Here is a 13,525-nt window from a genome sequence, read left to right on the forward strand (position 1 = left end):
CAAGGGGGTATGACGGCGTCCCTGCACAAGCTGACGGCCGGATCAGGCTACGACTACTTGACCCGGCAGGTCGCCGCCATGGACTCCACCGAGAAAGGCCACGCGTCGCTGACGTCGTACTACACGGAGAAGGGTGAGGTGCCCGGCCGGTGGGTCGGCACCGGCCTCCAGGCCCTCGAGGTGGAGCCAGGGTCAGGGGTGTCGGCGGAACAGATGCAGTCGCTGTTCGGGGCAGGGTTCCACCCGGACATGGCCGCGCGGCTGGCTGCCCTGCCGGTCGGCGCGACGCGCGAGCAGGTCCGTGCCGCGGCCCGACTCGGGTCACCGTTTCGGGTTCATGAGGCGGCCAGCGCGTTTCAGCAGGAGGTCTCGACGAGGTGCTCGGTGTGGGCGGTCGAGCACGGTCTCGCGGCGGATGAGTCGGTGCCGTTGGAGGTCCGCGCGCGGGTCCGCAACGAGGTTGCGACGGAGGGCTTCGCGGCGCGGATGGGTCGGCCGCCGAGCGGGTTGGAGTTGTCGTCGGAGGTGGCCCGCCTGTCGCGGAACGCGACGACGGCGTGCGCGGGGTTCGATGTGACATTCACGCCGGTGAAGTCGGTCTCGGCGTTGTGGGCGGTCGCGCCGCAGGCGATGGCGGCGCAGATTGAGGAGGCTCATAACGCGGCCGTCGCTGACGCTCTGGCCTATCTGGAGGAGCGGGTCCTGTTCTCGCGCAGGGGTGCGGGTGGGGTGCGGCAGGTGGAGGTCACCGGACTGATCGCCGCGGCGTTCACGCATCGCGATTCGCGGGCGGGGGATCCGAATCTTCACACCCATGTGGCGATCGCGAACAAGGTTCAGACCCTCGACGGCGCCTGGTTGGCGATCGACGGCCGCCCCCTGTTCGCGGGGCTGGTAAGCATCTCGGAGGTCTACAACACCCAGCTGGAGGCCCACCTCGCCGCCCGCCTGGGTGTGCGGTTCGCCGCCGACGCGGTGCGGGATCCAGCCAAGCGCCCGGTGCGGGAGATCGTCGGGGGCCCCGCCGAGTTGCGTGAGGCGTGGTCCAGCCGTCGGGCGGCCATCGTGGCCCGGCAGGCTGAGCTCGCCGTCGACTTCCAACACGATCACCACCGCCCGCCGACACCGGCCGAAGCGATCGCGTTGGCGCAACAGGCCACCCTGGAGACCCGTCAGACGAAGCACGAACCCCGCACCCTGACAGAGCAGCGCAGCGCCTGGGCCGCGCAAGCCGCGGCGGTCCTCGGCGCCGACGGAGTGGACCGGATGCTCGCCGACGTGACCGCCGCGGGCCGCGTGACCAGGCCGGAGCCGACGGCAGAGTGGATCGAGTCGGCGGCCGACGAGATGGTGACCCGGATGGGCCTGTCGCGGGCATCGTGGACGGTGTGGCACCTCCAGGCCGAAGCCTCCCGCCGGGCCAGGGAACGCGCCACCACACCCGACCAGGCCGCCCAACTCACCGCCCAGCTGCTCGACGCGGCAACCGACCGCTGTATCGCGTTGGAGGGGTGGGTCGATCCGATCAGCGACCCCCAGGTGCTGCGCCGCACGGATGGGGAATCGGTGTACACCACGGTCGGGAGCCGACGGTTCACCTCCACCGCTGTGATCCAGGCCGAGCAGCAGATCACCCACGCAGCAACCCTCCTCGACGGCCGGACAGCGAGCGAAGAGGACGTGTCGCTGGCGCTCCTCGCGGCGACCGCCAACGGCATCAACCTGACCACGGGCCAGGTCTCGTTGGTGCGTCAGATGGCCACCAGCGGACGCCGGGTGCAGCTCGCCCTCGCCGCCGCCGGCTCCGGGAAAACCACCGCCCTGGCAACCCTCGGGCAAGCGTGGCGGGACGGTGGTGGCACGGTGGTAGGCCTGGCTCCCTCCGCCGTCGCCGCCAGATTGCTTGCCGATCACGTCGGCCACGCCATCACCCTGGCGAAGCTCGCCTGGGACCTCCACCAACACCCCCGCGCAGCCGAGACCCTGATCGGCCCGGACACCCTGCTGATCGTCGACGAAGCAGGCATGGCCGACACGCCGACGCTGGCCGCCGTGATCGGATTCGCCATCCAACGGGGCGCATCGGTGCGCCTGATCGGCGATGACCAGCAGCTCGCCGCCGTCGGCGCCGGCGGGGTGCTTCGCGACCTCGCCCACACCCACCCGGCCATCCACCTGACTGAGGTGATGCGGTTCGAAGACCCGGCCGAAGCGGCCGCCTCGTTGGCGCTGCGCGACGGCCGGCCAGAGGCGCTGGGCTTCTACCTCGACCAACAACGGATCCACGCCGGCTCGGACGAAACCGTCCTCCGCGACGCCCTCAACGCCTGGCTCAAAGACAAGGAAGCCGGTCTGGACTCGGTGATGCTGGCCGGCACCCGCGACCAGGTCGCCCAACTCAACAAGTGGGCCCGCGACCACCGCCTAGGCGCCACCCACGGCGATGTTGAAGGTCCCGTTGCGGTGCTGTCGGACGGTAACCATGCATCTATCGGGGATGTGATCGTCACCCGCCTCAACGACCGCCGCCTCTCGATCAGCGCCACCGACTGGGTCAAGAACGGCGACCGCTGGACGGTCGCCGGAGTCGACCCGTCCGGCGCGATTCACGCCCACCACCTCGTCACCGGACTGCGGATGACCCTCCCCTCCAGCTACGTCACCGAGAACGTGGAGTTGGGCTATGCGGTGACCGTCCACGGCGCCCAAGGGATCACCGCCGACACCACCCACACCGTCCTCACCGGCACCGAAACCCGGCAGCAGCTGTATGTGGCGATGAGCCGCGGCCGACAGGCGAACCACGCCTACATCCAGGTCGTCGACGGCGGCGGCGAGAACTCCCCCATCCACCCCACCACTCTGCAGCCCGTCACCGCCGGCGACGTCCTGGAGCAGGTCCTGGCCCGCGACGGATCCGCCCGCTCCGTCACCACCGAAACACGCCAAGCCGTCGACGCGTACACGCGCCTCGGCCTCGCGGTGGCCCGCTACAGCGACGCGGTGAGCGTCGCCGTCGAACACCTCCACGCCGACACCGCCCGCGAACTGGACCAGCACGCCGACGAGGTCGTGGACCAACTCACGTCCAGCCCCGCCTGGCCCACCCTCCGCGCCCACCTGCTCCTCCTCTCCGCCACCGGCGACACGGGGCCCACCGCTGCAGCTGCTGCGTGACGCGGTCGATGCGCGGGAACTATCGACCGCCCACGACCCGGCGGCAGTGCTGACCTGGAGACTCCCCCACCCCGATCAAGAAGGTCCGCTCCCCTGGCTGACCGGTATCCCCCAAAGCCTCGCCGACCACGATCAGTGGGGCCCCTACCTGACCGCCCGCCAAGATCAGGTGCGCGCTTTCGCCGCCGACGTCCGAGCCGCGGCCACTGCCATCGGCCAGCCGGTGTGGGGGCTACCGGGCCAGACCCTCACCTCGTCGACTGTGGCCGATGTCGAGGTGTGGCGGGCCGCCTGGCAGGTCGAACCCGCCGACCGTCGACCCACCGGACCGGTACAGCTCGGCGCAGCCGCGCACCACTGGCAGCAACAGCTCACCGAGCGGCTCCGGCCCGCCCATCCCATCGCGATCTGGACCGACCTCCTACGCGACATCCACCCCGACCTCCCCCGCGACCCCTACGCGGTCGTCCTGGCGCATCGCCTCGCCTCCCTCCACAACGCAGGCGTCCCGATCACCGAGCATCTCGCCGCAGCCGTCGCCGACGGACCGCTGCCGGCGTTGCAGCCCGCCGCCGCATTGTGGTGGCGCCTCAGCCGCCGGATCGCCGCCGTCGACGCCCCCACACTGCCTGCTTGGGAAGGGTCCCTGGTCGACCGACTCGGCTATGAAGCTGCGGCTGATCTGGAAGCCAGCCCCTGGTGGCCACATCTCGCCGCGACCATCACCCGGGGCGCTGACCTAGGGCTCACAATCGAGGAGCTGGTCGCCCCCGTGGCGGATGTGTCCGGGTTCGATGATGCGTGTCACGCGATGCTGTGGCGAGCCCGCCAGGTCACCGCCACCCCACCCGATGAGGTGGAGCCGCCGCATCCCGATCAGGTGCCACCCGACGGCATCGAGGACATCGACTGGACCACCCGCACCGCCGACCTCGCGGTCGCGGCCCAGTTGAGGGAGCGCACCGATCCGGACTTCACCGAAGTCGAGCTGCGGCAGGGGTTCACGGCTGCCGACCGCTGGGCCGAGGAACCCCACACCCCACAGCGCCTCGCTGAGGTCACCGAGGCGGCGGCCGTGTTCTTCGAAACTCAGCTGGCCGGAAGTTGGGGCCACACCTACTTCTCGCAGCGGTTCGGGGAGGATCTCGCCGGCGATCCCAGGTTCCGGGTCGGACACGCCCCCGCCGGCTGGACGTCCCTGGTCGGCGACCTCCGCAAGCAGGGGTTCACCACCGACGAGCTGCTCGCCGCCGGCGTGGCATCCACGACCCGGCAGGGCAACGTGATCGACCGGTTCCGTGACCGCGCCATCCTCCCCATCACCCACGACGACGTTGTGGTCGGGTTCGTCGGCCGACGCCACCCCCACGCCCGCGACGAGCAGGGACCGAAGTACCTCAACACCCCCGCCAACGCCTTGTTCGCCAAGCGCGACGTGCTCTACGGCCACCACCTCCTCCCCCGGAACGCTGTGCCGGTGATCGTCGAAGGACCGATGGACGCGATCGCCGTCACCCTCGCCGGCCGAGGCGCCTTCGTCGGCGTCGCACCCCTCGGCACCGCCCTCACTCCCGAACAGGTTCTCCTCCTCCGCGGCAGGCCGACGCCGCTGATCGCCACCGACTCCGACACCGCCGGACACACCGCAGCAGAGAACGCGTTCTGGCAGCTGGCCCAGCACCGCCACGACCCCCACCGCCTGCTTCTTCCCCCCGGCAGTGACCCAGCCCAGCTCCTCGAGCAGCACGGACCCGACGCTCTCCACGACGCCCTCACAATTTCCACCGCGCTGCAGGCCGAGGTGATGATCCGGGACCGCGCCACCTTCCTCGACCCCATCGAAGCTGGACGTCAGATCGCCGAGATCATCGCCGCCCGACCCGCCGCCACCTGGGGCGACTCGTTGCACCTTGTGCCTGAGGAGCAGACCCAACGTCTGGTGGCGCGGCTCAACGCCTGGACCACCACACCCATCACAGCCGTCGACCAAGCCAAGGAACATACGCGGGCAATGCGACGTCGGCTCGACCAGCCCCCAGCGGAACGCTGGCAACGGTGGGCGGACACCACCGGAGTCGCCGGGGCTGCACAATGGCCACAAATCGCGGGCCGACTCCAGGAACTCCACCACGCCGGCGCCGACGCCACCCTGTTGGCCAGACGCCTCACAGGGGTCCCAGCAGACGTTGTGGCAGCGTCCCTGGATCAGCACAAGCCTGGGTCTGCTGTGCACCTCAACTGGCACCCCTGGGCCGAAGCCGTCAACCCCCACCTATCCAAGGCCGAGACCTGGGAAACCACACAGGCACAGCTGACCCAACTGATCGACGTCGGCCTCGACCTCACCGCTCTGGCCGAGGCCATGGCGGGTAGCGCACCGGAGAAGGTGGCAGCCCGGCTGCACACCCTGCTCCGCAACCACAACACCGCCCAGATCGATCAGGAAGCGTCGAGTCATCCCGAAACGGTGCTCCGACGGTTGAACAGAGAGGCACGCCGCGATGGTGCACCCCGGATGTGAACTCAGTATCGACGACGCTTGAAAACTGAACACTTTCGACGAAACCGACCAGTTTTCGGGCGTCCTCCACACTCAGCCGCGGGTCTTCAGGGGTCGGGCGCACAGCCGTCGACACCAGACGACACCATCTGGGAGAAATAGGAAATGGACGGTGGACCGACCTCAGGCGGTACGGGACTCCAACCCCATCCGACTGGCACAGGGTCAGCGGTCTTTCCATCCCGACGCACCACGGCGCACCACGGCGACACCTTGGCGTCACTGGCTGGGACAGAGCCTCCGCGTGTTCTTAGGTCATTTGTCGGCTCCGGCGAGGGCGCCCTTGATGAAGTACTTCTGAAGGAAGAGGTAGGCGATCAGGATCGGGATCACGCCGATCAGAGCGGCCGCGGCGGCGGCTCCGACGTCATTGCTTTGGCTGGCGAAGAAGCTGGCCGTCGCTGGTGCGAGTGTTCGCACATCTGCGGTATTGAGAATGTATGAGCTCATGGCGAACTCGTTCCAGACGTTCGTCGATGTGAGGATCGCGACGGTTGCTAGCACGGGTTTGAGTGTGGGCAGGACGATGCGGAAGAAGATGGTCAGGGTGCCGGCTCCGTCGACCGATGCGGCTTCCTCGAGAGAGATCGGAAGTCCGCGCATGAACTGCGTGAACAGGAAGACCGCCAAGGGCAGCTGGAGCGCGGTGAGGACGAGGATCAGGCTGATGTAGTTGTTCAGGATGCCGAGCTGGGCGAGCATCGTGTACAGCGGCACCAGGATGCTCAACGGTGGCACCATCAACATGCTGAGGATCCCGAGTGACACAACCCGGTTGAGCTTGGTGTTTCGGCGGGCCAGAGGGTAGGCGGCGAGCGCACCGACGACGCAGGTCAGCACGGTGGCGACGGACGTGACGAGAAGGCTGTTCTGGAGTGCCCAGTCGAGGTGGCCGGTGTTCCATGCGGTGCTGAAGTTCTCCAGTGTCCCCCCCTCGAAGGGTGGGACCCAGAGGGAGGACGTGTCGGTCCGTGGCTTGAAGGCTGTGGTGATGGTGAGATAGAAGGGAGTGGACTGCAGGAGCACCGCTATCAGGATGATGATCCACTGGCTCGTCCCGGTCAACAGACTCGGCCTGCGCTGCTGAATAGTAGTCATCAGGCGTCCTTTCCTGAGCGTTCCATCCGGTTCACGAGAACGACGGACACGATGGCGATGAGGATGAAGAGGACGACGCCCATGGCGGAGGCGTAGCCCGCGGCTTGCTGGCCGAAGTACGTGCGGCTGATCAGCGTTGAGACCGACTGCGAGGCGTACCCTGGTCCGCCGGCGGTCATCACCTGGATGACGTCGTAGAGTTTGAGCCCTCCGATGAGATTGATGATGAGGCTGGAGACCATCGCTGGTCGAAGCAGCGGCAGTGTGATGGATGTGAAGAGACGGCCACCGCGGGCACCATCGATCGCTGCTGCTTCGTACAGTTCCTGGGGAATTCCTTGGAGGCCGGCGAGGTAGATCACCATAGAGATGCCCACGAACTGGAGGGTGTTGATGATGACGATGATGGTCACCGCTCCTGCTCCCGTGCTGAGCCAGGCGACGCGTTCGAGGCCCAGGGCGGCGAGGATGTCGTTCAGGGCGCCGCGGTTGTACTGGAAGAGGAAGTAGTACATGACACCCATCACCACCGGGGCCACGAGCACTGGGAGGTAGATGATGGAGCGCGCCACGGTCTTCACCCGCCCGGTGCCGTCCAGAAGGAGCGCGAGGCCGAGGCCGAGGACCTGTTGGATCAGGGTGCAGCCGAAGCCGTAGATGAGGGTGTTCAGCAGCGCGGTCTGGAACGCGGCGTCACCGAGAAGTCGGGTGAAGTTGTCGAGACCGACGAACGCTCGGTCGGGCGAGTAGCCGTTCCAGTTTGTGAAGGCGAGACCGATGCCTTGGATCAGGGGGTAAAGCATGAAGACTGCGAGCAACAGCAGGGCGGGGATGTACATGGCATTCATCCCAGAACCCGTCGGCCGCCGCCGGCGGCGGGATGCCTCGAGTGTCGGGATCTCCGGCCGAGGCGTGGTCAGTGTGAATTCGGTACTCATCTTTGAGTCCTCCTCGCGAATCAGTGAGATGTGCCGGTGGGATTGGCTGGGAGGCCTGGTTATCCAGGCCCCCCAGCCTGGTGTTTCACGCTCCGAAGAGGGTTTCGAACTGAGTGCGCACCTGGTCGACGGCCTGGTCCACGGTTGCCTGGCCGGTGATGACCGAGTCGGTGGTCACGACCATGGTGTTCCACATGCCGTTGGGCAGAAACACGCGGTCGAAGTACGGCTTGACTGGGACGTTCCCGTCGACGACGTAGGCGGTGAAGCTATCGGTGAGGTTGCCGTAGTCGACATCGATGCCGAGCAGTCCGGGTGCTGAAGCGGTCGACTCCGCGAGTGCGGCGGCATTCTCGGGCTGAGCAAGGTAGTCGAGGAACTTCAGGGCTGCTTCCTTGTTCTGGCTGGTCTTGGAGACGCCGAACGAGTCAACACCCTCGCCTCCGACGAGGTAGGGCTCGTCGCTGAGGGTGGGCGGCAGGGGGATGAACCCGAGGTTCGCGTCCGGGTTGTAGGTGAACGCGTTGCTCAAGATGGCGTTCTGGGCGATCTCGAATCCTGTGGTGCCATCTGCCAGCGCTCGGGCCATGTCGTCACGTGAAGCTGAGGAGTAGTCGGGGTTGAACCAGCCGTTCTGCTGCCAGCCGTGGACCTTGTCCAGCATCAGAGCGTAGGCGGAGTCCACGAAGGTCCCCTCCTGCATCTGCGTCTGCTCGGCTTCGGTGAAGGTGTCGGCGGCGAGGAAGTCTGCGAGGATGCCTGCAGATCCCTGGTCCTTGCCGCTGATGTAGATGGGGACAGTGCCTTGTGCGGCGAGTGATTCGGCCGCGCTGTCGAACGCCTCCCAGCTTGTGATCGAGGCCGGGTCGACGCCGATCTGGTCGAGCACGTCCTTGTTGTAGAGGATGCCGGCGACGTCCGTCTCACCGGGGAAGGCGAAGATGTTGCCGTCTGCGTCACGCATCGCGGAGTCCAGGGCTGGGTTGACATCTGCGGCCCAGGTCTCATCGGTCAGCGGCTCGAGGAACTCGCTGTATCGCAGCAGCGACCAGCCGTGGGTGGAGAAGAGATCCGGAATGTCGCCTGAGGCTAGGCGCACCTTCATCTGGTCCTCGTAGGTGTCACCACCGGTGGTGGCGGTGATGCTGACTCCGCTTTCCCCTTCGTAGGCGTCGATGATCTTGCTCAGTGCTTGGTACTGGGCAGAGTCCGCGCCCATGTTGAGGAAGAACTCCAGCGACTCACCGTCGCTGCTGCTGGTGCTTCCGCCGCGGCTGCAACCCGTTGCGGTGACGGCCATCGCGGCTGCGCAAGCAACGGCGATAGCGGTGCGGTACTTCTTGTGGCGTAGCTTCATTGCTGTCTCCCTTGGTGTTGTTGGGCCGGAATGCCCGTGGGTGTGGTTCAGCGCCGTGTGATCGTGTAGACGCGGGCTGTGGGTCCGTCGATTCCGGGTGTGAGGACGACGGTGTTGAGTGGTCCGTCGGCGACGTCCCAGGTTTGGAGGGTGCGGGGGTAGATCTCATGGAGGTCGGTCGCATTGACGCCGTCTCCGAGTTCCAGGTGGATCTGACCGGTCGCGTCTCCGCGGTGCCAGACGTACAGCAGGGTGTGCCGCGGGGTGGAGAGCGACAAGGCGATCGAGTCGCCGTACCACTGGGGCAGGCCGTTCGGCCATTCAGGCGTTGACTGAGCGATATCGTCCCGGGTCGCCTTGAAGACGGCGTACGCGTCACTGACCAGTGCGAGTTGGCGGTCGTCCATGAGGTTCAGGAATCCGGAGGCGTAGAGGCGTCCGCTCAGACCGGTCGTCATGGTGAATACGATCTGTTCCTCGGTCATCCACTCCTGCGGGTAGGCCCAGTTGCCGGCCTGTTCTGGGAGCATCTGCAATGGGGCGCCGGCCGCGATCGGTGGGTACAGCGTGTAATCCTGTTGGTCGGAGGTCGACTGGAAATCGAATGCCTGCAGCATTGCGAAGTCTGCACGCATCGCTCCCGAGCTGCAGTTCTCGAAGATGACCTCCGGGTATCGGCGGCGGAGTTGTTCGAACCATGCCAGGTGGGCGCGGTTGTGCCCGAGGAGGCCGGCGCCCGCCGAGAACGCCTCGACGTCCGTGCCTGGACCGGGGGTCACGTTGTAGTCGAGCTTGAAGAAGTCGACCCCGAAGTCGGCGATCAGACGGTCGAAGGTGGCGTCGAGGTGGGCACGCGCAGCCGGGTGACGAAGATCGAGGAAGTGCCGGCGATCCTCGGTGACGCGACGGCCATGACGCTGCAGGAAGGCCGCATCCGGAAGCACCTGAGCGAGGGAACTCCTCACTCCGATGACCTCGGGTTCCAGCCACAACCCGACCCTCATCCCTGCTTCGCGGATCGCGGCCACCACCCGGGCGAGACCGCCGTTGGGGAAGCGACGCTCGGATGGGATCCAGTCGCCGACGGAGGGCCACCAGTCCCCCAGATCGGTGTCGTCATACCAGCCTGCGTCAATGCAGAACACCTCTGCGCCCGCGACAGCGGCGGACTCGATCAAGGGCAGGAGCCGAGCAGTAGTGGGATCACCGTCGATGGTGTTCATGTAGTCGTTGAACACGAGAACCGAACCAAGGTCAGCTCTCCTGTCACGACGAAGCCAGCGTCGGTGACGCGTGAGCTCGGCAACCGCGCCGGTGAAGCCCTCACGGGAAACAGCGATCGAGACCGGTACCGAAGTGAACGAGCCGCCCGGCACCAGTTCCTCGGACCACTGGTGATCAAGGTCCTCTGGACCCATCAGGAGGACCGAGACGGAGTCGCCGTCCTCGTGGCCATTGTCGATCTCCCAACGCCACCCGCCGTTGTGCTCGATCTGCCACGCGAGGGACCGTCCCGTCGCGGCGTTCTCCAGCACGCCGGTGGGCAGGTCGCGGGCGGTTGACCACGTCGACGTGCTGACCGCCTCGACCGCACCTCGGCCCGGCTGCCTGTGAAGAGTGGAGTTGAAGTCCGCGAGACAGGTCTGACTCCAGAGGGGTCGCGAACTCCATCGATTCTCCGCCAGCTGCTCGCCACTTCCCGTGTACACGATCAGATCGCGCGTCGACTCACCGCCGTATACGACGCAACCAAGTCCGAGCGACGTGACGACCTCCAGCACGACGGGATGATCACCGTCGTTGACGACGGCGGTGACCACTTGTGCAGCACACAGAGAACGAGACGCTGTGAAGGTCGTCGTGACCCGCAGACCTGAGAGCGCATCGGACTGGACGATCGAGATCCACGCCCCGCCATCAGCCTCCCCCGCCTCGTGGCTCACATACCGAAGCCGCGCCCCCACGCCCGAGTGCGTGAACCGCGTCGTTGTCCGCGCCCGTCCATCGCCCGTCAGGTTCACCTCAACGATCGGCTGCGTCGTCTCCGAGTAGGACTCGTCAGTCAACGCTCCGAAGCGTGCAAGGACTACCGGCGCGATGCTGGAGACGACGAACGTGGCCGCGAGCGTCGCAGTCGACCACACGAGGCGACCTGCCGCATCCACGACAACGGACGACGATGCGACCACCCCGAGGGGAGGATGGCTCTGGGTGAGATTCAACGCTGCTCCTTTGCTGGCAAGATTCCTGAAAACGTTGATCAACATCTGAATGAAAACGTTGATCAAATTTCCCGATGACGATGATCATATGTCCTGACGAACGAACATGCAAGGGCCTGTTCGCCGGAGCGGTCCTGGCTCGTGAGCGATCGGCCGGGCTGCCCGCGCCGTCGTGAGCCGCAGCTTCACCTGACTACTGGAGACGTGGGTGATGACCGTCAGGGCGACGAACCACACTCGGCACGTGGGGATCCTGCGCTTGGTCGCACTGGATTTAGGTCACGGGTTGCGACCGAGGCTAGCCTGCGCGAGTTTCGCCGCGAGGAGCCGCGGTGCTCTCTCTCACGATGAGGTGGGACGAGGATCCGGCGATGGCGGGCACGCCGGACGGGTCGATCAGGAGATCGAACGCCGCGGTGCCTGCCCAGTCGAACTCCAGCCGATACGTAGTCAAGCTCGGGACCACGGCCTCGGCCAACGGGACGTCGTCGATCCCGCACACGCTAACGTCTTCGGGAACCCGTCGGCCTGCGTCGTGGAGGCTGCGCATCACCCCGAAGGCAAGCTCGTCATTCGCGCAGAACACCGCAGTGACATCAGGATCCAACGCGAGCTGCGCTCCCGCAGCAAGTCCGGAAGCGACGGACCAATCCGCGGCAGGGACAGTTGCGGGGATCGTGGCACCGGCCTCTGTCAGGACCTGACGCCAGGCAACCTCTCGGATGTGAGCCCTCCCACCACGACCAGGAACCGACACGTGATGAACCGTACGATGACCCAGCGCAAGTAGATACTCCGTCATCGCCACCGCCGCTCGACGATCGTCCACCTGAACATGCGCGACGTCCAACTCCTCATCGTCACCATGCATAACCGTGGAGACAGGGATCCCGATCAGGCTCTCGCGCAACCGCTGCGAGCCGTACGTACTGTAGTCCAAGACGATAACGCCGGCGATCGGCTGCCCCAGGAGAACGTCCAGGGCCTTAACTGAATCGATGAGAATGCCCGGGTCGACCACGGTGATCGCCACCAGATATCCGGTCTCCCGAGCGCGCTTCTCGATGCTCAGGAGCATCCTCGAGTACCCATAGGCCGACGTGTCGGGAGTGATGACCCCGATGATCGACTGCTGGCCCTGAACAAGGGCTCGGGCTGCACCGTTGGGACGGAAACCGAGCTCGGCAATAGCCGCCAGCACCCGATCACGCGTAACGTCACGAACGGGCGTGCTCCCGGTGAGCACACGAGAAACAGTCGGCAGCGACACGCCGGCAACGCGCGCCACATCGACTATCGTCGGCGGCTTCCTCTTCGAACGAACCATGTCCAGACAAACGTACACGCAGGCACCCCACAACTGAAGCTCCACCAGCCCCGTCACCTTCCAGGTAGCCCCCATGGACAGGGGTTCTGGTCGGACCTCATCCGGTGGAACAAGCGCCGCCGACGCGGAGCGCCTGCTCGTTCAAACACGGGACGAAGGCCCGTAGACGTGATCGAACTCGGCCGACTCCCGCCAGATCGGCCCCCGCGTTGTCGTCAAGGTGCCCTCCGCCGCATTCTCGAGGCTCAGCATCGTCTTGGTCGACTCTCCACCACGGCACGCCCCTCTGGAGATCCGTGAAGGTGACCAATTACTCGCCATCCGTGCTGGCGATGAACACGCTCCGTCGTCGTTCGGCAGCCTCGACCTGCGCGTGGCGGGTGTGGGCTGCGCGTCCGGGCCAGGGTTGGTGCTTCTCCTCGCACGCTCGGCGCTGGTCACGGGTCCGGTCGAGGTAGGCGGGCAGGGCGTAGCGGTGCCACTCCTCCATCGGCATGGGGCCGGTGGCTTCACCGGCCTGGAACCGCAGGAAGGCCAAGGTTCCGAGCTCGCGGATGAGGGGCGGGTGTTCGGGCCAGCAGGCTGGGGTGTGGTCGGCGGAGTACCAGGCGTGTTGGGAGTTGAGCCAGACGACGAACGAGTCGAGCCAGTTCCACGTGTCCCAGCTCAGGTCGGGGTCGGCGATCGTGGTCAGATCCCAGATCCTGGGCAGGATCTCTCCGCTGGCCAGGATCTCCTCAGCGGCTCCACCCCCGCGTGCGAACGCGGCGAGGGCGTACAGGGCGGCGAGCATCCGTTCCGTGAGGTCGGGGAACGGCTTCAGGTGATGCGACATAGCGACAGTCT

General features: G+C 66.4%; 8 protein-coding genes. 2 read left to right on the forward strand and 6 right to left on the reverse strand.

All coding sequences use genetic code 11. The features are described from left to right. Positions 1-9: 9 nt before the first annotated feature. Entirely contained in the window at positions 10-3,177 is a 3,168-nt protein-coding gene (mobF, locus tag H5399_RS00540; RefSeq protein WP_182781089.1) for a MobF family relaxase, read from the forward strand. Positions 3,178-3,346: 169 nt separating this feature from the next. Further along, positions 3,347-5,698: a toprim domain-containing protein gene (locus H5399_RS00545; protein ID WP_182781090.1), complete on the forward strand. Its 2,352-nt coding sequence runs from the start codon at positions 3,347-3,349 to the stop codon at positions 5,696-5,698. 294 nt (positions 5,699-5,992) lie between these two features. Here H5399_RS00545 and H5399_RS00550 read toward each other — a convergent pair whose 3' ends face one another. From H5399_RS00550 to H5399_RS00575, 6 genes are all read right to left on the reverse strand, one after another. Continuing rightward, positions 5,993-6,835 (reverse strand): carbohydrate ABC transporter permease, encoded by an 843-nt coding sequence (locus H5399_RS00550; protein WP_182781091.1) that lies wholly within the window; start codon positions 6,833-6,835, stop codon positions 5,993-5,995. Then, positions 6,835-7,773 carry a carbohydrate ABC transporter permease gene (locus tag H5399_RS00555; RefSeq protein WP_182781092.1) on the reverse strand — a complete coding sequence of 313 codons (939 nt, stop codon included), beginning with the start codon at positions 7,771-7,773 and terminating at the stop codon, positions 6,835-6,837. Before H5399_RS00555 ends, H5399_RS00550 begins: the two co-directional genes overlap by 1 nt. An 85-nt stretch (positions 7,774-7,858) precedes the next feature. Further along, on the reverse strand, positions 7,859-9,130 hold the full coding sequence (locus H5399_RS00560) for an ABC transporter substrate-binding protein (protein ID WP_182781093.1): 1,272 nt from the start codon (positions 9,128-9,130) through the stop codon (positions 7,859-7,861). Positions 9,131-9,177: 47 nt separating this feature from the next. Further along, positions 9,178-11,352 carry a glycoside hydrolase family 36 protein gene (locus H5399_RS00565; RefSeq protein WP_255421929.1) on the reverse strand — a complete coding sequence of 725 codons (2,175 nt, stop codon included), beginning with the start codon at positions 11,350-11,352 and terminating at the stop codon, positions 9,178-9,180. Between the two features lie 298 nt (positions 11,353-11,650). Continuing rightward, entirely contained in the window at positions 11,651-12,724 is a 1,074-nt protein-coding gene (locus tag H5399_RS00570) for a LacI family DNA-binding transcriptional regulator (RefSeq protein WP_182781095.1), read from the reverse strand. A gap of 265 nt (positions 12,725-12,989) precedes the next feature. Next, positions 12,990-13,514: a hypothetical protein gene (locus tag H5399_RS00575; protein ID WP_182781096.1), complete on the reverse strand. Its 525-nt coding sequence runs from the start codon at positions 13,512-13,514 to the stop codon at positions 12,990-12,992. Between the last annotated feature and the right edge of the window lie 11 nt (positions 13,515-13,525).

The organism is Tessaracoccus sp. MC1627, from assembly GCF_014164725.1.
Classification (GTDB): domain Bacteria; phylum Actinomycetota; class Actinomycetes; order Propionibacteriales; family Propionibacteriaceae; genus Arachnia.